Here is a 22,490-nt window from a genome sequence, read left to right as displayed (position 1 = left end):
GCCTCAATCGCGCATGATGGCCTTGCCCCAGAGGTTGAGCGTGCGCTCCTCGTGCACCCACACCCCCGCCGGCCGGTCGGGCGCGCAAACCTCGATCTCCGCCGAGATCTCGGCCAGGTTCCCGTCGGGATCGCGCACCATGAAGAACACGTCATTGCCCGGGCCGTGCCGCCCGATGCCCCAGACGATGGTTTCGCGGATGGCGGCCATGTGGTCGCCCCAGGTTTTCATGTCGTCCCAGGAAGTGGTCTCGAACGACTGATGGTCGAAGCACTGCATGGGCGCGCGGAACAGCGCCAGCGCATGATGCAGATTCTCGGTGCGCAGGAAGCAGGCGCGCAGCGTCCCTTCGTCGTCCTGCACCCTATCCGAAAGCGTGAATCCCAGTACGCCCTCGTAGAACGCCAGCATGGGCGCCGGGTCGGTGGTCCGCAGCGCGAAATGCTGCAAATGCGCCGGAGGCAGGCCGTCCGCCGAAGGTGCCCCATCAGGCGCGCCCGGGCGCAGCGCGAAGACGATCAGATTGCCGTCCGGGTCGCGCACGGCGAGCGCATCGTCGCACGCCACGGGAAGCGGCGGCACTTCCGCCGCCGCGTGTTTTGCCACCTTTGCCCGGAATGCCCGCCACGCGCCGTCATCGGCGAAACCGAAAGCCGCGTAAGCCAGCTGGTTCGCCGGGCCGGCGGACAGCACCAGGGTGCGTCCCGGCGCGGCACACACCCAGCGATCGCCCGCCCTGGCGGCCATGAAGCCGTGCGTACGGGCATAGAAATCCGCCAGCCGCTGCGGGTCCGGCGAGGTCAAATGCAGATGATGCAGCGATGCGCCCAATTCCATGATTGTTCCACCCAATGTCTTGCCATTCCTGTTGGGCGAACTATCCCTGCCGTCGCGCTTGGCGTCAATGGAGTTTCTCACATACTGAGACGATTCGGGACGACCCCGGCCAGCCGAATCCCAATATTTCCGTCCCCCTGGCACTTATCCCAAAAGTATCGGAGAATATGCGAAAATTAGTGACTTAGATCAATTACATAAATACGATTCCAGAGTGCTATCCATGATGACATCCACCTCATATGCCTCGCGCGGCGAGGCTTTTCGTACCGGCTCGGACTCTCCCGTGGCCGTATTGGAGGAACACTTGGAGATCATTGCCAAACGAGAGCCAGGCGTGCGCGCTTTCGTCTGCCTGGATACGGATGGCGCGCGCCGCGCGGCCGCCGCCGCGGAAAAGCGCTGGCGCTCGAACACCCCTTTGTCGCCCATCGACGGCATGGTGATCGGCGTCAAGGACATCATCGAAACCCTGGACTTTCCCACCGGCCAAGGGCTCCCGGCGCTGGAGCGGTTCCAGTCCGGCCGCGATGCCGCGTGCGTGGCGGCGATGAAAGCGGCCGGCGCGATCGTCATCGGCAAGACCACCACGACCGAGTTCGCTTCTACTGAGCTTCATTACCCCACCCGGAACCCGCATGACCTCAGCCGCACGCCGGGCGGATCCTCGTCGGGCTCCGCGGCAGCGGCGGGCAGCGGCATGGTGCAGGTCGCGCTCGCGTCCCAGGTCGTAGGCTCCACCCTGCGCCCCTCGAGCTACAACGGCGCATTCGGCTACAAGCCCACGTGGGGCGGGCTGAACCGCAGCGGTGTCTACGACTACCTGAGCCAAAGCTGCCTGGGCATCATCGGCCGCCACCTGGACGACATGTGGATCAGCGTGCGCCAGATCGCCATGCGCGCGGGCGGCGACCCGGGCCATGTCGGCGTCCTCGGTCCCGATCTTCCGGGGGGCGTGCAGAAACCGCGCCGCGTGGCGATCTTGCGGACGGACGGCTGGAAAAGCGCGTCCGCGGACGTGAAAGCGGCGTTCGAGCGCAAGGTAGAAGCGCTGCGGTCGGCAGGCGTCGAGACCGCGGACGCCGGCGACGACCTCTTGGTCGCCGCGCTGGAATCGGCGATCGCCGGCGCGCTCGACAAGACATGGCGGGTGCTCGTATGGGAAATGCGCTGGCCGCTCAACGTGTACGGGGCGCAGCCCGCGCTCGGCATGTCGGACGCGATGCGCATGCGGCTGGCGCAGGGCGAAGCGATGACCCAGGCGGACTACGCCGCGGCGCTGAGCGACAGGGAAACGGCGCGCGCCCGCCTGCGCGACGTGGCAAGCTCGTATGACTGTCTCCTGACGCTGGGCGCGGTATCGGCCGCGCCGGCGGACTTTGCAACGACGGGGGATCCATCGTTCAACGTGCCGGCCTCTTACCTCGGAGCGCCTGCGCTGAGCCTGCCGCTGCTGCAAGACGGCGGCATGCCCCTGGGCCTGCAGGTGGTCGGCGGACACCATCAGGATGCCCGGCTGTTCGCCATCTCCAGGTGGCTGGTCCAACAGGCCTCTGCATCCGCGGCCGCCGGGGGTACGCCATGAATGACGTCGACAAGGTTCTCGTTGTGGGCGGAGGCATCGGCGGCCTGAGCGCCGCGATCGCCTTCGCATCGCACGGAAGGGAAGTCGAGCTGCTGGAGAAGCGCCCGGACTTCAACGTGCCGGGCGTCGGCCTGGGGCAACCGGCCTGCGCGCTGCGCGTCTATCGGCGACTCGGCGTGCTCGAGGAAATCCTGGACACCGGTTTCTCTTACAACCACATGTCGACGTTCGATCCCGACCGGGTCTTGATCGTCGAGCACCGCTTCCTGATGGGCGGCATGGGTCTTCCTGCGTTCTGCGCATTGCCGCGCGCGGTGCTGCATGACATCCTGCGCCGGCGCGCGCAGGCGCTGGGCGTGCGCTTCCGCATGGGCGCCGAAGTGTCCACCTTCGGCGGCGAGCATGGAACCTCTATCCGGTTCAGCGACGGCGCACAGGCCGAGTACGACCTCGTCGCCGGCTTCGATGGCATCCGCTCGACCGCCCGCCGCTACATCGTTGGCGACATGTTCGGCCCTCGGCACTGCGGCATCGGCGCTTGGCGCGTCCAGGTAGACCGCCCCGACTGCGTCACCGGCATGGAATTCATGCAGGGCGTGCGCGGCAAGGCCGGCGCCATCCCCATCACGCGGGACAAGATGTACTTGTTCAACATTCGCCCGGAAGATCCTTCCGAGTTCTTCGCCGCCGACGCCATGCACCTCCTGATGAAGGAAAGGCTGGCGCAGTTCGGTTCCTATGTAAAGGAAATCGCAGACAGCCTGACGCCGGAGAGCCCGATCGTATACGGAGCGCTCGAGCCCTTCATCGTGCCCTACCCCTGGCACCGCGGCCGGGTCGTGATGGGCGGCGATGCCGCGCACGTGGTCCCGCCTCACCTGACGGCAGGCGCGGCGATGGCGGTCGAGGACGCCTACGTGCTGGCACGGTGCGTGACGTCCGGCGAAGGCAGCATCCAGGATCGCCTGCACGCCTATGGCGAAACGCGCTTCGCGCGCAACGCCTTTGTCTATACCTTTGCCTGCGAGTGGATGGACATCGAGCAATCGGTACGCTCGCAAGCCGAACTGACCGCCGCCAAGGCCGAGTACGCGAGGAATCTGGACGGCCGCATCAGCGCCGCGGACCGTATCCTCGACGCCTTCACCTGCTGACGCACGCCGGGGACGCCGCCCGCCTGGGAGCGCGGCGGCCCTGCCTTCCTACCTGACCCACTGCACCGGCACCGTCGTCAACGCCGGAATGTAGGTGATCAACCCCAGCACGAACAAATAGATGGCAAGGAACGGCAGTACGCCGCGGTAGAGATCGGGCAACGGCACCTTGAACAGCGCATGGGCGGCGAAGAGGTTGATGCCGAACGGCGGCAGGAACATGCCGATGGCCAGGTTGATGGTCACGATCAAGCCGAAGTGAATAGGGTCGATCCCCGCCGCCGCCACCACCGGCGCAAACAGCGGCGTAAGGATCAGGATGGCGGGGGGCGGCTCCAGCACGCTGCCCACGCCCAGCAGCACGATATTGAAGATCAGCAGCAACTGCCAGTTACCGAGCTGCAGGCTTTCGATGAAGGCGACGAAGGCCTGCGGCATGCCCGAGGTCGTGATCACCCAGCCAAAGACGGTGGACGCCGCGACCAGGAGCATGATCTGAGCGATGAGAACGGTGGACCGCGTGACGATCCGCCAGACGCCTTGCCAGGTCAGCTCTTTGTATACGTAGACGGATACGATCGTGGCGTAGGCGCAGGCGATGCCCGCCGCTTCGGTAGGCGTGAACACACCGCCGTAGATGCCGCCGATGATGACGACGGGTGCCAGTACGGCCCACAGCGCCGCTTTCGCTGCGGCGAGCACCTCCCTTGGGCTGGGACGTTCGACGACGCGTATGTCGAGCGCCCTGGCGCGGATCATCACGAAGATCGCCAGCAGGAGTCCGATGAGGAGTCCCGGGAGAACCCCCGCGATGAAGAGCTTGGTAACCGAGACCTGGGCCGTGATCGCATAGAGAATCATCGCGATCGACGGCGGAATGATGATGTCGATCACGCCCGTCGCCGCGATCAGGCTGGTCGAGAATCGCCGTCCGTAGCCTTGCTTGACGAGCGTGGGAATGGTGAGGTTGCCGATGGCGGCGACACAGGCGACCGACGAACCCGACATGGCGCCGAAGGCCGCGGCGCTGCCCACCGCCGCAACGCCCATCGAGCCGGGCACGCCGCCCACGACGGCCGTGATGAGGTTGATCAGGCGGCGCGCGATTCCTCCCTGCGCCATGATGTCGCCGGCAAGGATGAACAGCGGAATGGCCAGCAGCGGGAAGCTGTCCAGCCCGCCGAAAACCGCCGAATGCACGGCCTTCAGGCTGGTCAGGTCGAGCGCCACCATGCCACCCACAGATACCGCGAAAAGCACGATGAAGATCGGCACGCCGAGGCAGATCAGGATGACGGGCAAGGCCGCAAGCATAGAGAGGATCATAGGTGGAAGTCTTCGCTGGAAAGATCCGTTTCATGCGGCAGCGGACCGTGAGTCCAGAGCCGCAGCATCATCATGAGCGCGATCAGCACGAGACCGGCCGGCACGAAGCCCTGCGGGATCCACATGGGAATCTCCAGCGCTTCGGTGCGCTGCCCGTAGCGATAAAGCCTGGCGACGACGTCGTAGGAGAAGTGCGCCAGCAGCAGGAGCAAGGCCACCGAGGCCAAGGTGCTGCCGACCACGATGGCTTTCTGGAAGAAAGCAGGACACTTGCGCAGCAACAGATCCAGGCACAAGTGGCTGCCCTTCCACGTCACGGCGGCCGACGCGACGAAAATAATGAAGATCATGCAATACACCATCGCTTCCTCGGCCCAGGAAAAGGCGTGCGCGAAGACATAGCGGGCGATGACGTTGACCGTGCAGATCGTCACGATCACGGCGAGCGCGATCCCCGACAGCTGCATGCAGAGGGCGCTGAGGAAATCCCCGAACCGCTGCGCCCGGCCCACGGTCCCCTCCCTTCGTTCCGATATTCCTGCGGCAGCGGTTTGCATGGCCATTTGCTTCCTTAAGTAAGGTACTTAATATTGACAAAATGTATGACAATCTGTCAATGTTGGAGAAACTCGACTAGGGAGAGCGGCAATGAAGAGAAGGGCATTCCTGGGCGCGGCGGCAGCGGGCGCCCTGGCTGGCACCGTGTCCGGGCGCGCGTTTGGGCAGCGGCAGATCGTGATGAAGCTGGGCACCTCGACCCTGCAGGATTCCCAGCATCAATGGATGATCGATTTCGCCAAGCTGGTCGAAGCGAAATCGGAGAAGCGCATCAAGGTCGAGGTCTATCCCGCCAGCCAGCTGGGCGCCACGCCGCGCCTGATCGAACAGACGCAAATGGGCACCATCCAGGGCTGCGTCGCCCCGCCCGAATTCTTCGGCGGCATCAACAAGGCGTTCAGCGTGCTGTCGGCGCCGGCCAGGTTCGCCGATCTCGAGCACACCGCCCGCACGCTGTCCGATCCGAAACTGAACGACTACATGCTCAAGGTAGGCGAGAAAAAAGGGCTGAAGGGATTGGGCCTGTTCATCTCGGGCCCGAGCGCCTTCTGCACACGCAGCCCATGGCGCAAGCCGGAAGACTTCAAGGGCGCCAAGGTACGCGTGCTCGCCGCCAAGCTGCAGCAAGACCAGATCAGCGCCCTGGGCGCCACCCCAATACCGATGCCGCCGTCCGAGATCCTGCCGGCGCTGCAGCAAGGCACGCTGGATGCCGTCATGAGTTGCATCCCGGTGATGGAAGGCCTGGGCTACATGGACGGCGCCAAGTACTTCATCGAAAGCAACCACGGCATCATTGCCTCCGTCGCCGCGATCTCGCAGGAGTGGTTCGAGGAGCTGCCGCAAGACCTGCAGCAGATCGTCCAGGCCGCGGGCAAGGAAGCGACCCAGTCGGTCAAGCAGTTCTCGATCGACGACGTGGCCGACGCCAAGGCGCAGTGGGTGAAGAAGGGTGGCGAGCTGGTCCGGCTTTCCGACGCCGAACGCCAGAGGTTTTTCGACGTGCTGCTTCCCATCGGCCCCAAGGCGGCGGCCGAGGACCGCGAGCTCAAGACCGCGTATGACTTGTTCACGCAGGCAATAGAGCGGAACCGATGATTGAAGCTTCAACGCGCTTCGCGCGTTCCCCTCAAGGGGGCGATGCGGGCGGACCGGCGCAGCCGGATCCGCCGCATCCTGGTGCGCTGCCCTAAAAATAAAAGCCCCGGGCCATGCGGCCAGGGGCTCCATCAGTATCCAAGCGTTCCGGGAAACGCCTGGAACCACTGGACGGCCATGGCAGGCCGTCCGTCACGAACGACCGATCAGACGCCGACCGAATCCGCCACATCCTTGAAGTCGGGGATCTGGTCGAAATTCATGTAGCGGTAGATGGTCTTCTCGTGCTCGGCCAGGACGCCGGCCTCGGCCATGTACTCCTCCTTGGTCGGGATACGCCCCAGACGCGAGCAGATCGCGGCCAGCTCAGCCGAACCCAGGTACACGTTCGAGTTCTTGCCCAGGCGGTTCGGGAAATTCCGGGTGCTGGTCGACATCACCGTCGCGCCTTCGCGCACCTGCGCCTGGTTGCCCATGCACAGCGAGCAGCCCGGCATCTCCATGCGGGCGCCAGCCGAACCCAGCACGCCGTAATGGCCTTCCTCGGTAAGCTGCTTCTGGTCCATCTTGGTAGGCGGCGCCACCCACAGCTTGACCGGGATGTCGCGCTTGCCTTCCAGCAGCTTGGACGCCGCGCGGAAGTGGCCGATGTTCGTCATGCAGCTGCCGATGAACACTTCATCGATCTTGGCGCCGGCCACGTCCGACAGCGTCTTGACGTCGTCCGGATCGTTCGGGCAAGCGACCAGCGGCTCGTGCACGTCGGCCAGGTCGATCTCGATCACGGCGGCGTATTCGGCGTCGGCATCCGGTTCCAGCAGCTGCGGATTGGCCAGCCAGGCTTCCATGGCCTTGATGCGGCGGCCGATGGAGCGCTCGTCTTCGTAGCCGTTGGCGATCATCCACTTCAGCAGCGTGATGTTGCTGTTGATGTACTCGATGATCGGTTCCTTGTTCAGGCGCACCGTGCAACCGGCGGCCGAGCGTTCGGCCGAGGCGTCGGACAGTTCGAAGGCCTGTTCCACCTTGAGATCGGGCAGCCCTTCGATCTCCAGGATGCGGCCGGAGAAAATGTTCTTCTTGCCCTTCTTCTCCACCGTCAGCAGGCCTTGCTTGATGGCGTAGTAGGGAATGGCGTTGACCAGGTCACGCAGCGTGACGCCGGGCTGCAGCTTGCCCTTGAAGCGGACCAGCACCGATTCCGGCATGTCCAGCGGCATGACGCCGGTGGCGGCCGCGAAAGCCACCAGGCCCGAGCCGGCCGGGAAGCTGATGCCGATGGGGAAGCGGGTGTGCGAGTCGCCGCCGGTGCCGACGGTGTCGGGCAGCAGCATGCGGTTCAGCCACGAGTGGATCACGCCGTCGCCAGGGCGCAGCGAGATGCCGCCGCGGGTGCTGATGAAAGCAGGCAGCGTGTGGTGGGTCTTGACGTCCACGGGCTTGGGATACGCGGCAGTGTGGCAGAACGATTGCATCACCAGGTCGGCCGAGAAGCCCAGGCAGGCCAGGTCCTTCAGCTCGTCGCGCGTCATGGGTCCGGTGGTGTCCTGGCTGCCGACCGAGGTCATGCGCGGCTCGCAATAGGTGCCCGGGCGGATGCCCTTGCCTTCCGGCAGGCCGCAGGCGCGGCCGACCATTTTCTGGGCCAGCGTGTAGCCCTTGCCGGTGTCGGCGGGGTTCTTGGGCAGGCGGAACAGGTTCGAGGGCGGCAGGCCCAGGGCCTCGCGCGCCTTGGCGGTCAGGCCGCGGCCGATGATCAGCGGAATGCGGCCGCCGGCGCGCACCTCGTCGAACAGCACCTCGGACTTGAGCTCGAACTCGGCGATGACCTCGCCGTTCTTCAGGGCCTTGCCATCATAGGGACGCAGTTCGATGACATCGCCCATTTCCATCTTGGAGACGTCCAGCTCGATCGGCAGCGCACCCGCGTCTTCCATGGTGTTGTAGAAGATCGGGGCGATCTTGCCGCCCAGACAGACGCCGCCGAAGCGCTTGTTCGGGACGAAGGGGATGTCCTCGCCGGTCCACCACAGCACGGAGTTGGTGGCCGACTTGCGCGAAGAACCGGTGCCGACCACGTCGCCCACATAGGCGACCAGGTTGCCCTTCTCCTTCAGTTCATTGATCTGCTTGAGCGGGCCGACCTTGCCCGGCTCCTGCGGCTCGATGCCGGGGCGGGGATTCTTGAGCATGGCCAGCGCGTGCAGCGGGATGTCGGGCCGGCTCCAGGCGTCGGGAGCGGGCGAAAGATCGTCGGTATTGGTTTCGCCGGTTACCTTGAACACGGTCACCGTCAGGCTTTGCGGCACTTCGGGGCGGCTGGTGAACCACTCGGCGTCGGCCCAGCTCTGCAGCACGGCCTTGGCGTTGGCGTTGCCCTTGTCGGCCTTTTCCTTGACGTCGTGGAAGGCGTCGAACATCAGCAGGGTCTTCTTCAGGCCGTCGGCCGCGATGCCGCCCACCTGGGCGTCGTCCAGCAGTTCGATCAGCGCGCTGATGTTGTAGCCGCCCAGCATGGTGCCGAGCAGTTCTGTGGCCTTGGCGCGGTCGATCAGCGGGCAGGCTTCCTTGCCCAGGGCGACGGCGGCCAGGTACGAGGCCTTGACCTTGGCGGCGTCGTCCACGCCGGCCGGCACGCGGTGGGTCAGCAGATCCACCAGCGTCTGCTCCTCGCCCTTGGGCGGGTTCTTGAGCAGCTCGATCAGGTCGGCGGTTTGCTGCGCCGACAGCGGCAGCGGGGGGATGCCAAGCGCGGCCCGCTCGGCGACGTGTTGACGGTAGGATTCAAGCATTGAAGGTGTCCCGGTGTGGAGGGATTGAGGGCGATACGCCGGAATTGTAGGGCCAGCGGCGGCTGGCTGCAACTGTCTTATATCTTATATAAGACATAAGCATTCCGCCCTGCCGCGGGACACCGACCTTCCGGTCCGATAGTGGCCGTCCGGACAGGCCGGCGGGCGCGCCGCTGGCATGCTGGCGACTTTTTGTTACGATGCCTTCATACAGGAAAGGACATGCCCGCCGTGCCCTACGCATTCGATACCCTCAAAGTCACCGAGCGCCTGGAAGAATCGGGCTTCACTCGCGAGCAGGCCAGGGCCCAGGCCCAGGTGCTGGCCGAGGTCGTCCAGCTTGACGGCCTCGCCCGCCTGTTCCTCGCCGTGCCGGGCTGATACGGCGTAGCCGGCCGCGCCCCGCCCCCATGGAACTCCGCCAGCTCCGTTATTTCGTCCGCGTGGTCGAACTGGGCAGCATGGGACGCGCCGCGCGCGAACTCGGGCTTGTGCCGTCCGCCCTCAGCCAGCAGATCAGCCGGCTGGAGGGGGAACTCGCCACGCGCCTGCTGCAGCGCACGGCCACCGGCGTCATTCCCACCGATGCCGGGCTCGCTTTCTGGCGGCAGGCGCAGATGGCGCTGCGGCACGCCGACAACGCGGCGGTCGCGGCACGCGAGGCGCGGCTGTCGGGCGCCGTGAGCGTGGGGTTCGCTCCGTCGACCGCCTCGCTGCTGGCCCGCCCTTTCGTCGCCGCCATGCAGGAACGCTATCCCGACGTGCGGCTGCATCTCGTGGAAAGCCTTTCGGGTCACCTGGCCGGCATGCTCAACGCACGACTGCTGGATCTGGCCGTGCTGTTCCAGACCGAGAGCGGACGTCATTGGAGCGTCATGCCGCTGCTGGACGAGAAATTGTTCGTCGTGGCCCGCCCCGGCGTGGTGGCAGGCCGCCAGCCGCTGGAACCGATGAACGTGACCGAGGCGGCCCGGCTGCCGCTGGCCATGCCGAGCAAGAACCACGGCCTGCGCATCCTGGTGGATGCCGCTTTCGACCGGGCGGGGGTCGACCCCGGCATCACGCTGGAGATCGACGGACTGACCACGCTCATGGACATCGTCCTCGCCCACCCGATCGCGACGATACAGCCAGGCGTGGCGGTGGGCCGGCTGCACGACGCGCTCTGCCTGTACCCGCTGGATGCCCCCTATCTGCATCGGCGCAACGTCGTCACCAGCGTATCGGACGACGAGCTGTCGCCGCCCGCCCTGGCCGCAAGGGTGGTCCTGGCCGACCTGATGCGGTCCCTGGTGCGCGAAGGCCACTGGCCCGGGGCCACTATTTTCGAATCGTGAACCCATTGACGATCCGCCTCTCCGGGCACGGCAGCGCTCCCGCATAGAGCGCGGTACGCCGAGGTTGGCGCGCTTCCGAACTGAGCGCTTGCTCCCGCCCTGCCCCTCACCCTGCATCGATCGGTGAACCGGGTCGCAAAGAATCTCTCGCCAAATGGAAATGCGGGCGGAAGCGACGGATGAGCCGAAGATAGAATCGTTGCCCCGACACGCGCACGAAGCGAGGGTAATCGAGATGCATTCAAAAAGCCTGGATCTGGATTGCCCTGCAGCCGGACAGTCCGCCCCGTTGGCCCGGGCCCCCTCTCCGTCGCGCCGGCACTGGATGCAGTTTGCCGGCGCCGGCGCCTTGCTCCGGGTGCTGCCCGGCTGCGGCGGCGGCGACGATCCCGCGCCCGACGCCGGACGCCTGTCCGAGGCCATACAATGGGGACGCGATGCCATCGGCCAGGCCTTGGAGAAGGAACAAGCCACCGCGGTCTCGGTCGCGCTGATGACCAGCGCAGGAGTCGTATGGCAAGAGGCCTTCGGCACGGCGGATCCGCAAGGCAAGGTGGCGGCCACCGTGGATACCCGCTTCAACATCGGCTCCGTCAGCAAGGTGATGGCCGCGCTGGCGGCGATGGTGCTCTGCGACCGGGGCAAGCTGGCGCTGGATACGCCGATCATCCGCTATCTGCCGGGCTTCACGATGCTGTCCGCCGAATACGACCGGATCACCTTGCGTCATCTGCTCAGCCACTCCTCCGGACTGCCGGGCACCAATTGGCGCAACGTTTTCGCCTTCGCGCCGATCGACGGCTACGCGCAGGACACCGCGGACGGCCTGGCTTATTTCCACCTGAAACACCTGCCGGGGGAGCTGGCCGTCTACTGCAATGACGGTTTCACGATGGTCGAAAACCTGGTCGCGGCGGTGACGGGCCTGCCCTATGCCGAGTTCGTCCAGCGCGAGATCCTCGAACCACTGGGCATGAGCCGGTCGGCCTATGCGGTGCAGGCATTCCCCGAAGGCAGCTTCGTGCACCCGGTCTACGAGGGACGGCGCATGGGCCAGGAATTCGTGTCGGCCTATGCCACCGGTGGCCTGGCGTCCACGCCGGGCGACATGATGCGGCTGGCGGCCCTGTTCCTGAACCAGGGCATGCACCAGGGCAAACGCCTCGTGTCGCAGGCGGCCATCCAGGAAATGGGCAGGGACCAGACGACGGGCCTGCGCATCAACCCCTGTCCCGAATGGCGCTGGGGCCTGGGCTGGGACGCGACGCGGCAGCCCGGCCTGGATAGCGTGGGCATCAAGGCTTGGCAGAAGAATGGCGGCACGGCATTTTTTGCGACCGAGTTCTTCGTGTTGCCCGACCAGCGCATGGCGTTGCTGCTGACGGGTTCGGGCGCCGGCTATGGGCCGCTGCGCATCGCCGAAGGCGTGCTGTTGCGAGCCCTGGCGACGGTGCGTGCGATCCCCGCCTTGCCCGCGGCGCTGACGGGCGTCCCGGCGACTTCCGCACCGTCCGTGGATGCGGCCGCACTGGCAGGTATCTATGCCAACTATGAAGCGCCGTTCAAGGTCCAGGCCGTCGACGCCCGCACGATAGACGTGCTGCGCTGGAAAGCCGGCGCCTGGGCCCCCGTCGCGCAGGGCCTGACTTCGCGCGCCGACGGCTGGTGGTGGAACGACGTCTCGCCCGAGAACAGTTATCGCTGGCAGTCCGTGGACGGCAAACAGTACCTGATCCAGCGCGTCACGGCCGGGGCGGGGCACTACCGCGCCTCTATGCCTATAGGGCAGCGCCTGGCTCCCTTGCCGGCTCCCCTGCCGTCCGCCTGGCAAGGCCGGGTCGGCACGCGGTGGCAGCCCGTCAACGAATCGGCCGACTCCGTTTCGCTGGTCCTGGGCGATGGCGTCGTATCGCTGGGCACCTTGCCCGACTTACCGGGATACCTGATGTGGAACGACGGCCAATTGCTCCGGCCGGACGGCGGCAATCGCGCCAGGATGACGGTCCAGGTACCGGTCAATCATGGGCGCGACCTGGTCGAGATCGAGATACAGACCGTGGGCGGACAGGAGCGATTGCGTGCGGGCTCGTCGCTCTATCGCCCGCTGGTCGACGATTGATCGCGCCTGGCCACGCCATCGTGGCCGTTCACAAATCGTGAACCCCCATTGCCGGCCCGCCGTCTAGCGCGCCGGCGCCGCCCCGCCTACAGTGGCCCAACACTGATAGGAAGGCGGAATGATAGATGTCCTGGTCATCGGCGGCGGCAACGCCGCCTTGTGCGCGGCCCTGATGGCGCGCGAAGCGGGCGCCAGCGTCATGTTGCTGGAAGCCGCGCCGCGGGAATGGCGCGGGGGCAATTCCCAGCACACGCGCAATCTGCGCTGCATGCACGACGGTCCCGAAGACGTTCTGGTCGACAGCTACCCTGAAGAGGAATTCTGGCAGGACCTGCTCAAGGTCACCGGCGGCATGACCGATGAAAAGCTCGCCCGCCTTGTCATCCGGGCCTCGTCCAACTGCCGGGACTGGATGCGCAAGCACGGCGTGAACTTCCAGCCGGCGCTATCCGGCACGCTGCACATCGCCCGCACCAACGCCTTCTTCATGGGCGGCGGCCGGGCGCTGGTCAATGCCTACTATCGCAGCGCCGAGCGCCTGGGCGTGCAGATCCGCTACGGCACGCCGGTGCATGCGCTGGAACTGGACGGCGACCGTTTCGTCGCGGCGCTGGCCGGGGACGAGCGCATTCCCGCGCGCGCCTGTGTCATGGCGTGCGGCGGCTTCGAGTCCAACCTGCAATGGATGCGCGAAGCCTGGGGCCAGAACGAACGGGGCGAATGGCCGGCGGACAACTTCCTGATACGCGGCACCCGGTACAACCAGGGTGCCTTGCTGAAGTTCATGATCGGCGCCGGCGCCGACATGATCGGCGACCCGACGCAATCCCATTGCGTAGCCATCGATGCGCGCTCGCCGCTGTACGACGGCGGCATCTGCACCCGCCTGGATTGCGTATCGCTGGGCATCGTGGTCAATCGCGACGCGCAGCGCTTCTACGACGAAGGCGAGGACTTCTGGCCCAAGCGCTATGCGATCTGGGGCCGGCTGGTGGCCTTCCAGCCCGGCCAGATCGCCTATTCCATCATCGACGCCAAGGCGGTCGGGCGCTTCATGCCGCCGGTCTTCCCGGGCATCCGGGCCGACACCCTGCCGGGACTCGCCCGCCAGACGGGACTGGACGAAACCCGTCTCATGCGGACGGTGCGGGAATTCAACGCGGCCTGCCGCGGCGAGCGCTTCGACCACACCGTCATGGACGACTGCCGCACAGAGGGCATCGCGCCGGCCAAGACGCACTGGGCCCGGCCGCTCGATACGCCGCCCTATTTCGCCTACCCCCTGCGGCCGGGCATTACCTTTACCTACCTGGGCACCAAGGTCGACGAGAACGCCGCCGTGCACTTCGGCGGCCATCCCAGTCCCAACCTCTTCTGCGCCGGCGAAATGATGTCCGGGAACGTGCTCGGCAAGGGCTACACCGCCGGCGTCGGCATGTCCATCGGCACGGCCTTCGGCCGCATCGCCGGCACCCGCGCCGCCGAGGCCGCGCAGAACCGCACTCACGGAGCACCCGATCTTGAAGCAGCTTGAGGACCTCGCGCGCGATGCGCAAACCCTGGCGTCCGGCGTACAAGCCGTGCCGGTGCAATGGCGCACCGACGCCGCCGCGCGGGGCGATGCCTGTACGACCGCGCTGACCGCAGAGGAAAGCGAAGCGGCCCGCGTCCTGCAGATATGCAACGCCTGCCGCTATTGCGAAGGATTTTGCGCGACGTTCCCGGCCATGATGCGCAGGCTGGACTTCGGGAAGGCCGACGTCCACTACCTGGCCAACCTGTGCCACAACTGCGGCGCCTGCCTGCATGCCTGCCAGTACGCGCCGCCGAACGAGTTTGCCGTCAATGTGCCGCGCGCCATGGCAAAAGTCCGCGTGCAGACCTACGGCGACTATGCCTGGCCGGGTTTCCTCGGACGCCTGTACCGCCACAACGGCGTCACGCTGGCACTGGCGACGGCTTTCGCGCTATCGCTGTTCCTGGTGCTGGCCGCAGCCATGAACGGCGGCCTCTGGCATGCGCCGCTCGCGGGCGACTTCTACGCCATTTTTCCGCACAACCTGCTGGTGGCGCTGTTCGGCACCGTGTTCGTGCTCGCCATCGTCGCGCTGGGAGTCGGCGTGGCGCGCTTCTGGCGGAACGTGTCTCCCGGCGCGCCTACCGGCGCCGCCGTGGCCGAGGCCACGCACGACGCGTTGCGCCTGAAGTACCTGGACGGCGGACACGGCAAGGGCTGCAACGAAGAAGACGACGCGTTCACCCTGGCGCGGCGCCGGTTCCACCACTTCACCTTCTACGGCTTCATGCTCTGCTTTGCAGCCACCTGCGTGGCCACGCTCTATCACTATGCGTTGGGCCTGCACGCGCCGTATCGGTTGACCAGCCTGCCCGTGGTGCTGGGCACCGCGGGTGGCATCAGCCTCTTGATCGGACCGGCCGGACTGTTGTGGCTGAACCTGCACCGCCATCCGGAACACGGCGATCCCGACCAGCGCCCCATGGACCGCGGCTTCATCTGCCTGCTGTTCCTGACCAGCCTGACCGGACTCGCGCTGCTGGCCCTGCGCGACACGAGCGCCATGGGTCTGCTGCTGGCGATGCACCTGGGCGTGGTCATGGCCTTGTTCCTGACCCTGCCCTACGGCAAGTTCGCGCATGGCATTTATCGATGCGCCGCGCTGCTGAAGTGGAGCATCGAGCGGCGCCAGCCGAGCAGCACGCGGTTGACGCCGGACTGAGGGACTGAAGGGACCAGCGCGGCCCTCGGCACCTAGACCTGGGTGATGAACTTGGTCACCAGGTACCCGTCGAAGGTCTCGGTCCCGCCCTCGGTTCCCATCCCGCTGTCCTTGATCCCACCGAAGGGAATCTCCGCCGGCCCCATACCGAAGTGGTTGATGTTCACCATGCCGGTCTCCAAACCATCGGCCACCCGCGTAGCCGTCTTGAGCGATTCGGTAAAGACGTACGAGGCCAGGCCGAACGGCAGGGCGTTGGCGCGCCGCACGGCTTCATCCTCGGTGTCGAAGGGAACCACCGGCGCGATGGGACCGAAAGGTTCCTCCTGCATGATCCGCGCATCGTCAGCCAAGCCCGTCAGCACCGTCGGAGCGAAGAAAAACCCCTGCCGTTCGCGGCAGGTGCCGCCGGTCACGATGCGACCGCCACGGGCGACGGCATCCTCGACCAGCGCGGCCATAGCAGCCACGCGGCGAGGATTGGCCAGCGGTCCCATCTGCGTGCCCTCGTCCAGCCCATCGCCCAGCCGGGTCTCGGCCATGGCCTGCGCGAAGGCTTCCAGAAAACGCGGATAGGCGGACCGCTGGACATAGAAGCGGGTCGGCGACACACATACCTGGCCCGCGTTGCGCAGCTTGAAGCGGGCCAGCATCGCCGCTGCCCGTTCGATATCGGCATCGGCGAACACCAGGACCGGGGAATGGCCGCCCAGCTCCATCGTCATCCGCTTCATGTGCGCACCCGCCAGCGCGGCCAGCTGCTTGCCCACGGGCACCGAGCCGGTGAAGGAAATCTTGCGCACCGCGTGCGCGGTGATGAGATGGCGCGAAATCGCCGCCGGATCGCCCCACACGATGTTAAGTACGCCGGGGGGCAGCCCGGCATCGTGGAACAGCTCGGCAATCGCGACCACCGCGCTGGGCGATTCCTCGGGTCCCTTAAGTATCAACGTGCAGCCTGCCGCCAGCGCGGCGGCCACCTTGCGGATGGCCTGGGCGAACGGGAAGTTCCATGGCGAGAAAACCGCGCACACACCTATCGGCTCTCGCACCACGAGCTGTCGCACATCCGGCTGGCGCGCCGGGATCACGCGGCCGTAAACGCGGCGGCATTCCTCTGCATGCCACTCCACGTGCTCGGCGCAGGATTCGACCTCGACCAGGGCCTCAGCCAGCGGCTTGCCCTCGTCCAGCGTGATGTCCCGCGCGATGCCGGAGGCTCGTTCACGGACCAGCGCCGCCACCTGTCGCAACAGGTCGGACCGCGCCAGCGGAGAAGTGCGCCGCCATCCTGGAAAGGCGCGCTCGGCGGCGGCGACGGCGCGGTCGAGTTCTGTGACACCCACATGGGGCAACCGACCGATGACCTGCCCGGTGGCCGGGTTGACGACCTCGCTGCCGTGACCTCCGTCGGCGTCGAAGAATTCGCCATCGATGTAGAAAGCCAGCTTGCGGTATATGTCCGCGCTCCTGGTTCGAGGTTCAGTCATTGCGCCGTCACGCCCAGTCTCTTGATCAGCGGTCCGTACACGGCGGCATCCCGCTCCATCTCCGCGCGCGTCTGCTCGGGGGCCGGTATGCGGATCTCCACGCCGCGCTTGCCGTAGTTGGCGCGCAGCACCGCATCGTCCATCGCCATACGGATTTCCTTATTGATGTGCGCGGCCAGCCCGTCGGACATGACGCCCGGCGCGAAGACCGAGAACACCGTCGACGGAATGGATGCGGGCTTGCCGCCGGCCTCGGCCAGCGTCGGTACCTCGGGCAGGAAGTCGCTACGCGTCTGCGCACCACTGACCAGCACCTTGATCTTGCCGCTCTGTATCTGTTGGCTCATCACCAGTCCGCCGGCCATCAAGGCGTCAACCTCGCCGCCCAGGAGCGCGGTCAGCGCGGGCGCCACGCCCTTGAAGGGTACGTAGGTAAAGTCCACGCCCTCGGAGGCGGCCAGCATGGCCATGCCCAGGTGGGACACATGCCCGTTCCCGCCGGTGCCCACGTTGATGCCGCCGCGCCCGGCGCGCGCCTTGTCCATGAACCCCTTGTAGTCGCTCACGCCCAGGCCGCTGCGTACGGCCACGTACAGGTCGATGTGGCCGACGTCCGCCACAGGCTTGAGCTCCTTGCGCCAGTCGTAGGGCAGATTGGCGTACAGGAAGGGATTGGCGACCAGCGCCAGCCGGTCGACCATCAAGAGGGCCGACCCGTCGCCCGCCGCCTTGGCGACGTTGCTCGCGCCGATGATGGCATTGGCACCGGGCTTGTTCTCCACGACGAACACCTTGCCGGTGCGCTTGGCGAGCTGGTTGCCCAGGTCGCGCGCGAGCACGTCGGGTTCGGTGCCCGGAGGATAGGGAACGACGATGCGTACCTGCTCCGGCCCCCAGGGCGTCTCGGCCCGGACCGGCAGGTAGACTGCGCAGGCCAGCGCAAGAAAGGCGAAAAGGGACTTCAGACTTGCCATGATGCTCTCCGATGACGATGGAGCCGGGATGCCCCGGCCACCACGAGGAAGCGGGCTTACCAGCGCCCGATGACGATGTTCATCATGCGTTCGTGCGCATGCGTGCGGGCTGCGACCTGCTCGAAGGCCTCGGTGCAGCGGCGCTGGCGGCGCCAGTTCCAGTCGCACAGCGCCTCGCCCATGCGGCGCAGGACGGGCGCGGTCCAGGCTTCTTCGGCCAGGTCCCGCAACTCGCCCGGGTCCTCGCGCAGGTCGAACAACTGCGGGCGGAAGCCCTCCCAGCGCAGGAATTTGTATCGGTCGTCCACCAGCATCATGCCGCTGCACTCGGTCACGCCCCGATCGAGGAACAACCGTGCCTCGCGATAGGCGTAGTCCAGGAAACCGACGGCGAACTCCCTCGAGGGCCGGGCCGCCTGGCCTCGCACCCAGGGCAGCAGCGACTGCCCCTCGACGCGATGCGCGGGCACATCCAGGCCCAGCGCGTCCAGAATGGTGGGCACGACGTCCACGCACTCGGCAATCTCGGCCACGGCATGGCCGCGCCGCGCATCGGCGGCAGGCGACGGGTCGTAGACGATCAGCGGCACGCGCACGGCCCCCTCGAAGAAATACTCCTTCTCTCCCAGCCAGTGGTCGCCTTGCAAGTCGCCGTGGTCAGAGCAGAAGACGACCAGCGTGTCGCGCAAACGGCCCGCGCGCTCCAGGTGACCGAGCAGGCGGCCGATGTGGTCGTCGATCTGCTTGACCAGTCCCATGTAGACGGGCCGCACGGCCCGCCAGACTTCGTCCTGCGCGAACGAAAGAGACTCCTCGTGGCGCTGATAGGCGCCGTGCACCGGATGAGGCCGCTCGCGCTCGGCTTGGCCACGCACCGGCGCGGCGGCATCTTCCGCCGCATACATGTCGTGGTAGGGCGCGGGCGCCTTGTAGGGCCAGTGCGGCTTGATGTAGGACAGGTGCAGCACCCACGGCTGCTCGCCCTGTCCCTGGATGAAATCGATCGCCCGGTCGGTCAGATACGCGGTCTCGGAGTGGCGTTCGGCGATCCGCGCCGGCAGGCCCGCGTTGCGCAGCAGCCAGCCCGTGGCGAAGCCGCCGTCCGGGCCCGTGCTGCCGATCACATCGCGCTCCCAAGGCCGGTCGCGATCATAGCCATGCTCGATCAGGTAGCGGCGATAACCGCTGCCCGCCTCCATTTCGAAGTGGCCGTCATAGCGTTCCAGCACCTTGAAGCCGCCTTCCATCAACCGTTCGCCGGCGGCGCCTTCCGCAGACAGGCCGCGCGTGGCCAGCCCACGGCGGTCCGGCACGAAATGGGTCTTGCCCAGCAACCAGCAGTCGCGGCCTGCCTCGGCCAGGTAGTCTCCCAGGCTCCACTCGTCCGCCGGCATGGGCACGCGGTTCCAGGTCACGCGATGCGAGCTGGGATAGCGGCCGGTGTAGTACGACGTGCGCGACGGCCCGCACACCGCCGAGCTGACGTAGGCGCGTTCGAAACGCGCGCCCATCGCCGCCAGCCGGTCGATGTTGGGCGTGCGCAAGGCGCCGCTCCCGCCGTAGCAGGACAAGGCATCCGTCCGCAACTGGTCGCACATGATGAACAGCACGTTGCGCGCCGCATGGGGGGGGATGTCGTTCGGCGCGTTCATGCGGCGGCCTCCAGGACGAGTGTGGCGGATTCCGGCTCGGCCGGAGTCGGCAGGAACTCGGCGACGAAACGCTCCAGCGCGCCCTGCATGTCGGCGTGCCTGCCGGCCGCCGCGACGTAGCGGTCGGGACGCAACAGCACCCAATCGGCGCCGGCCGCCGCGAACCAGCGGTGCAGCGCGTTCTCGGTATCTTCGAGCAGGCTCATGCCGGCCGGCGCCGGCGGACGCGCCCCTGGCGCGGGGCCGCTGCGGGGCAGCGCGACCGCGGCCAGCCTGCAACCCAGGCGCCTCAACTCCTTGTCCAGCCTCCCCGGCAGCGGCGCTGCTGGTGCGCGAATCAGCAGCGCGAAGCCCGGGCCGAGCGCATCGTCCAATCTCTGGAAATCGCCGCCGTCCTTCTCCACCAGCGGCTGGATGAACATACGGCCGACGCGCTCGTCGCGCGTCGCCTGGCCGCTGTCCTGCACGACTCCGGCGCGATACCGGGGCATGGGCTTGAACTTCATCTGAAGGACATAGTCGCGCACCGCCGGGATGCCGCGGATGGCGCCGAAGAACGCGTCGCGCAGCATGGCAAGCCAGCGGTTGCGTAGCGACAGCACCGCGCCAAACCTGTCGGCCAGGTCTATCATCGCCTTCGCATGCGCGTGCCGCTCGTCATGGTAGGACTGCAGCGCCTCCGGACGCAGGCGGCCGCCGACGATCCACGCGATCTTCCAGGCAAGATTGCAGGCGTCGCGCAGGCCGGCGTTGAGCCCCTGCCCGATCCACGGCGGCGTAAGATGCGCCGCGTCGCCCGCGAGGCAGACACGTCCGACCACGAAGGATCCGGCGATGCGCGAGTGATGGGTGTAGACGCGCGCGCGGATCACGTTCAAGGCTTCCGGATCCGGCACGTGCGGCGCCAGCAGTTCGCGCACCTTGGCCGGATCGAGAATCTGGTTTTCGTCTTCGCCGTCGAACAGCATGAACTCCCAGCGGCGGATGCCATAGGGCAGCTTCAGGCAGACATAGGGACGCGCGGGCTCGCAATGCAGCGCGGTATAGGGCGCGTCCAGGGGGTCTGCGTCGCACTCGATCACCACCCACTTGTGGGCGTGGGTCTGGCCGCCGAAGGGCAGCTTGAGCAGTCCTTCGCGCACGGTGCTGCGGCCGCCGTCGGCGGCCAGCAGGTAGGCGGCGCGCACCATGCGCTCGGTGCCGTCCGGGCGGCGCAGCGTCGCGGTGACGCCGCCTTCGTCCTGCTCCAACGCCACCAGTTCGATGCCCAGCTCCAGCGCGACGTGCGGGAAGCGCGCCAGGCCGGCGCGCAGGGTCTGCTCGCCCAGGGGCTGCGAAAACAGGTTGCGCCGGTACCAGCCGAACTCGCGCGTGGCGGGGAGGATCTCGGCGAAGCATTGCTTGCGGGCACCGTACATGCGCATGGGCACGTTCTGGATCATGTCGCGGAGCATGGCCTCGGCCAAGCCGGCGGCCTGGAAGGTGCGCATGGCCTCGTCGTCCAGCCCCACCGCGCGCGGATACTCCAGGATCGCCGGGCTGCGGTCGACTACCAACGTGCCGACTCCGTAGGTGCCTAGCAGATTGGCCAGCGTCGCGCCCACCGGACCGGCGCCGACGACAAGCACGGGCACGTCGCAAGACTTGTTCATCCCTGTTCTCCGACGCGCCTCAGGCCTGCACGAGGATGCGGCTTTCCTGCCTCACCAGCAGGTGCCGTACCGACTTGCGGAAAGCCGCGAACTCGGCGTCCTCGGCCAGCCGCGCGCGGCGGCTCGCGCGCTCGTCCAGCGATTCGTAGGCCCAGAGGAAGACGAGCTGGTTGAGCTCGCCGGTCTCGGACTGATAGAGGCCGGCCAGATTGCCCAGGATGCGCGTCTGCAGCGCCCGGGCGGATTGGTTGTAGATGCGCAGGTATTCCGCGCTGCCACCCGGCACCAGGGTATAGGTCCGCATTTCCATCATCATGATGTTCATCTCCTTAGGGCGTGGGCGCCGCGCCGAGAAACTCCGTGACCGCGAGCGCGACCCGCTCGGGCTGGTCATCATGGACGTAGTGACCCGCGTCGGGAATCTCCCGCCAGGCGATCGCGGGATTGCGCGCCGCCATGGCCCGGGCGGTCGCCGCGCTCAGGTAGTCCGAGCGGCCGCCGCGCAGGACCAGCGTGGGGCAGCACAGCGCCTGGACCGGCGGCCACAGGTCGACCACTCGCGCCGGATCCGGATCGAGCCGGGTGGCTTTGATGCCGGCATGGTCGTAGCGCCAGCGCAGGCGGTCGCCGTGCGGCTCCAGCATGTGGCGCAGGCGGGCGGCGATGGCCTCGGGCGTCACGGTCGGCCGGATCTCGCGCATGAAGGTCTCGGCCTCGCCCCAGTCGGCGAAGGACTCGGGCGTGCGAGAGAGCTCGGCGCGTATGCGCCGGGCGCCATCGCTATCGTCGAAGGCTCCCGGTCCGGCGTCCTCGACGATCAGCTTGCGCACCCGGTCGGGATGCGCCGCCGCATAGACGATGGCGTTGATGCCGCCCATGGAGTGCCCGAGCAGATCGAAACGGGACAGCCCAAGTTGTTCGACCACGGCACGCACGTCCTCGACGTAGGCATCGGTGTAGTAATTGCGGCCCGGGTCCCATTCGCTCTGCCCGCGGCCGCGATGGTCGAGCGCCAGTACCCGGTAGCCCGGCTGCAACGCGCCGGCCAACCCCTCGAAGGTGTCGGCGAAGCTGCGTATGCCGTGCAGCATCAGCACCGGCCAGCCACCGGTCCCGCCCCAGTCTGCGACATGCAGGCGCAGCGCTCCGCAGTGGACGATATGGTCGCGACGATCCAT

General features: G+C 66.9%; 18 protein-coding genes. 8 read left to right on the top strand and 10 right to left on the bottom strand.

The genetic code is table 11. The annotated features are described in order from the left end of the window. Positions 1–3: 3 nt before the first annotated feature. On the bottom strand, positions 4–837 hold the full coding sequence (locus tag CDO44_RS20060; protein ID WP_087782063.1) for a VOC family protein: 834 nt from the start codon (positions 835–837) through the stop codon (positions 4–6). Between the two features lie 223 nt (positions 838–1,060). Between CDO44_RS20060 and CDO44_RS20055 the strand changes: the two genes are divergently transcribed. Then, the gene (locus tag CDO44_RS20055; RefSeq protein ID WP_087782062.1) at positions 1,061–2,422 is read left to right on the top strand and encodes an amidase; all 1,362 of its coding nucleotides are present in this window, start codon (positions 1,061–1,063) and stop codon (positions 2,420–2,422) included. Further along, complete coding sequence (locus tag CDO44_RS20050) at positions 2,419–3,576, top strand: FAD-dependent monooxygenase (RefSeq protein WP_087782061.1); 1,158 nt, start codon at positions 2,419–2,421, stop codon at positions 3,574–3,576. The genes CDO44_RS20055 and CDO44_RS20050 overlap by 4 nt, the downstream gene beginning before the upstream one ends. 48 nt (positions 3,577–3,624) lie before the next feature. Here CDO44_RS20050 and CDO44_RS20045 read toward each other — a convergent pair whose 3' ends face one another. Both CDO44_RS20045 and CDO44_RS20040 read right to left on the bottom strand, forming a co-directional pair. Beyond that, positions 3,625–4,902, bottom strand: coding sequence for a TRAP transporter large permease (locus tag CDO44_RS20045; RefSeq protein WP_087782060.1), 1,278 nt, complete (start codon positions 4,900–4,902; stop codon positions 3,625–3,627). After that, the gene (locus CDO44_RS20040; RefSeq protein ID WP_158213356.1) at positions 4,899–5,459 is read right to left on the bottom strand and encodes a TRAP transporter small permease; all 561 of its coding nucleotides are present in this window, start codon (positions 5,457–5,459) and stop codon (positions 4,899–4,901) included. Before CDO44_RS20040 ends, CDO44_RS20045 begins: the two co-directional genes overlap by 4 nt. Positions 5,460–5,550: 91 nt before the next feature. On the opposite strand from CDO44_RS20040, the gene CDO44_RS20035 reads away from it, so the two are divergent. Continuing rightward, positions 5,551–6,558 carry a TRAP transporter substrate-binding protein gene (locus tag CDO44_RS20035; protein WP_087782058.1) on the top strand — a complete coding sequence of 336 codons (1,008 nt, stop codon included), beginning with the start codon at positions 5,551–5,553 and terminating at the stop codon, positions 6,556–6,558. A gap of 206 nt (positions 6,559–6,764) precedes the next feature. Here the strand turns inward: CDO44_RS20035 and acnB are convergent, their stop codons facing one another. Further along, entirely contained in the window at positions 6,765–9,350 is a 2,586-nt protein-coding gene (gene acnB, locus CDO44_RS20030) for a bifunctional aconitate hydratase 2/2-methylisocitrate dehydratase (protein ID WP_087782057.1), read from the bottom strand. A 222-nt stretch (positions 9,351–9,572) separates the two neighbouring features. Between acnB and CDO44_RS27680 the strand changes: the two genes are divergently transcribed. The 5 genes from CDO44_RS27680 (at position 9,573) to tcuB (ending at position 15,544) form a co-directional block, all read left to right on the top strand. Continuing rightward, complete coding sequence (locus CDO44_RS27680) at positions 9,573–9,731, top strand: hypothetical protein (RefSeq protein ID WP_158213355.1); 159 nt, start codon at positions 9,573–9,575, stop codon at positions 9,729–9,731. Between the two features lie 29 nt (positions 9,732–9,760). After that, a complete protein-coding gene (locus CDO44_RS20025; protein WP_087782056.1) occupies positions 9,761–10,687 on the top strand; it encodes a LysR family transcriptional regulator in 927 nt (308 codons plus the stop codon). A gap of 325 nt (positions 10,688–11,012) precedes the next feature. After that, complete coding sequence (locus CDO44_RS20020; protein ID WP_233146286.1) at positions 11,013–12,806, top strand: serine hydrolase; 1,794 nt, start codon at positions 11,013–11,015, stop codon at positions 12,804–12,806. 118 nt (positions 12,807–12,924) lie between these two features. Then, the gene (gene tcuA / locus CDO44_RS20015) at positions 12,925–14,340 is read left to right on the top strand and encodes an FAD-dependent tricarballylate dehydrogenase TcuA (protein ID WP_087782054.1); all 1,416 of its coding nucleotides are present in this window, start codon (positions 12,925–12,927) and stop codon (positions 14,338–14,340) included. Continuing rightward, positions 14,327–15,544 carry a tricarballylate utilization 4Fe-4S protein TcuB gene (gene tcuB / locus CDO44_RS20010; RefSeq protein WP_087782053.1) on the top strand — a complete coding sequence of 406 codons (1,218 nt, stop codon included), beginning with the start codon at positions 14,327–14,329 and terminating at the stop codon, positions 15,542–15,544. The genes tcuA and tcuB overlap by 14 nt, the downstream gene beginning before the upstream one ends. A gap of 32 nt (positions 15,545–15,576) precedes the next feature. On the opposite strand, the gene CDO44_RS20005 is transcribed toward tcuB, so the two are convergent. The 6 genes from CDO44_RS20005 to CDO44_RS19980 are packed head-to-tail and all read right to left on the bottom strand — an operon-like array spanning position 15,577 to position 22,490. Further along, a complete protein-coding gene (locus tag CDO44_RS20005) occupies positions 15,577–17,004 on the bottom strand; it encodes an NAD-dependent succinate-semialdehyde dehydrogenase (RefSeq protein ID WP_087782094.1) in 1,428 nt (475 codons plus the stop codon). A 26-nt stretch (positions 17,005–17,030) separates the two neighbouring features. Then, positions 17,031–18,008 (bottom strand): tripartite tricarboxylate transporter substrate binding protein, encoded by a 978-nt coding sequence (locus CDO44_RS20000; protein WP_087782052.1) that lies wholly within the window; start codon positions 18,006–18,008, stop codon positions 17,031–17,033. A 56-nt stretch (positions 18,009–18,064) separates the two neighbouring features. Beyond that, positions 18,065–19,660 carry a sulfatase-like hydrolase/transferase gene (locus CDO44_RS19995; RefSeq protein ID WP_087782051.1) on the bottom strand — a complete coding sequence of 532 codons (1,596 nt, stop codon included), beginning with the start codon at positions 19,658–19,660 and terminating at the stop codon, positions 18,065–18,067. Continuing rightward, entirely contained in the window at positions 19,657–21,312 is a 1,656-nt protein-coding gene (locus CDO44_RS19990) for a bifunctional 3-(3-hydroxy-phenyl)propionate/3-hydroxycinnamic acid hydroxylase (RefSeq protein ID WP_087782050.1), read from the bottom strand. The genes CDO44_RS19995 and CDO44_RS19990 overlap by 4 nt, the downstream gene beginning before the upstream one ends. A gap of 19 nt (positions 21,313–21,331) precedes the next feature. After that, the gene (locus tag CDO44_RS19985; protein ID WP_087782093.1) at positions 21,332–21,628 is read right to left on the bottom strand and encodes an NIPSNAP family protein; all 297 of its coding nucleotides are present in this window, start codon (positions 21,626–21,628) and stop codon (positions 21,332–21,334) included. A gap of 13 nt (positions 21,629–21,641) precedes the next feature. Further along, positions 21,642–22,490 carry an alpha/beta fold hydrolase gene (locus tag CDO44_RS19980; protein ID WP_087782049.1) on the bottom strand — a complete coding sequence of 283 codons (849 nt, stop codon included), beginning with the start codon at positions 22,488–22,490 and terminating at the stop codon, positions 21,642–21,644.

It is taken from the genome of Pigmentiphaga sp. NML080357, assembly GCF_002188465.1.
Lineage (GTDB): Bacteria > Pseudomonadota > Gammaproteobacteria > Burkholderiales > Burkholderiaceae_B > Pigmentiphaga.
Note: the sequence above shows the minus strand (reverse complement) of the source record. Positions and strands in the feature narration are given on the sequence as shown.

What these genes read in the sequence shown, in the direction of transcription:
- CDO44_RS20040 (WP_158213356.1), bottom strand. Translation starts at nt 5,459, where the DNA reads ATGCAAACCGCTGCCGCAGGAATATCGGAACGAAGGGAGGGGACCGTG.
- CDO44_RS19985 (WP_087782093.1), bottom strand. Translation starts at nt 21,628, where the DNA reads ATGATGATGGAAATGCGGACCTATACCCTGGTGCCGGGTGGCAGCGCG.
- CDO44_RS20025 (WP_087782056.1), top strand. Translation starts at nt 9,761, where the DNA reads ATGGAACTCCGCCAGCTCCGTTATTTCGTCCGCGTGGTCGAACTGGGC.
- CDO44_RS19980 (WP_087782049.1), bottom strand. Translation starts at nt 22,490, where the DNA reads ATGGATCGTCGCGACCATATCGTCCACTGCGGAGCGCTGCGCCTGCAT.
- CDO44_RS27680 (WP_158213355.1), top strand. Translation starts at nt 9,573, where the DNA reads ATGCCCGCCGTGCCCTACGCATTCGATACCCTCAAAGTCACCGAGCGC.
- acnB (WP_087782057.1), bottom strand. Translation starts at nt 9,350, where the DNA reads ATGCTTGAATCCTACCGTCAACACGTCGCCGAGCGGGCCGCGCTTGGC.
- CDO44_RS20045 (WP_087782060.1), bottom strand. Translation starts at nt 4,902, where the DNA reads ATGATCCTCTCTATGCTTGCGGCCTTGCCCGTCATCCTGATCTGCCTC.
- CDO44_RS20000 (WP_087782052.1), bottom strand. Translation starts at nt 18,008, where the DNA reads ATGGCAAGTCTGAAGTCCCTTTTCGCCTTTCTTGCGCTGGCCTGCGCA.
- tcuA (WP_087782054.1), top strand. Translation starts at nt 12,925, where the DNA reads ATGATAGATGTCCTGGTCATCGGCGGCGGCAACGCCGCCTTGTGCGCG.
- CDO44_RS19995 (WP_087782051.1), bottom strand. Translation starts at nt 19,660, where the DNA reads ATGAACGCGCCGAACGACATCCCCCCCCATGCGGCGCGCAACGTGCTG.
- CDO44_RS20050 (WP_087782061.1), top strand. Translation starts at nt 2,419, where the DNA reads ATGAATGACGTCGACAAGGTTCTCGTTGTGGGCGGAGGCATCGGCGGC.
- CDO44_RS20055 (WP_087782062.1), top strand. Translation starts at nt 1,061, where the DNA reads ATGATGACATCCACCTCATATGCCTCGCGCGGCGAGGCTTTTCGTACC.
- CDO44_RS19990 (WP_087782050.1), bottom strand. Translation starts at nt 21,312, where the DNA reads ATGAACAAGTCTTGCGACGTGCCCGTGCTTGTCGTCGGCGCCGGTCCG.
- CDO44_RS20035 (WP_087782058.1), top strand. Translation starts at nt 5,551, where the DNA reads ATGAAGAGAAGGGCATTCCTGGGCGCGGCGGCAGCGGGCGCCCTGGCT.
- CDO44_RS20060 (WP_087782063.1), bottom strand. Translation starts at nt 837, where the DNA reads ATGGAATTGGGCGCATCGCTGCATCATCTGCATTTGACCTCGCCGGAC.
- CDO44_RS20020 (WP_233146286.1), top strand. Translation starts at nt 11,013, where the DNA reads ATGCAGTTTGCCGGCGCCGGCGCCTTGCTCCGGGTGCTGCCCGGCTGC.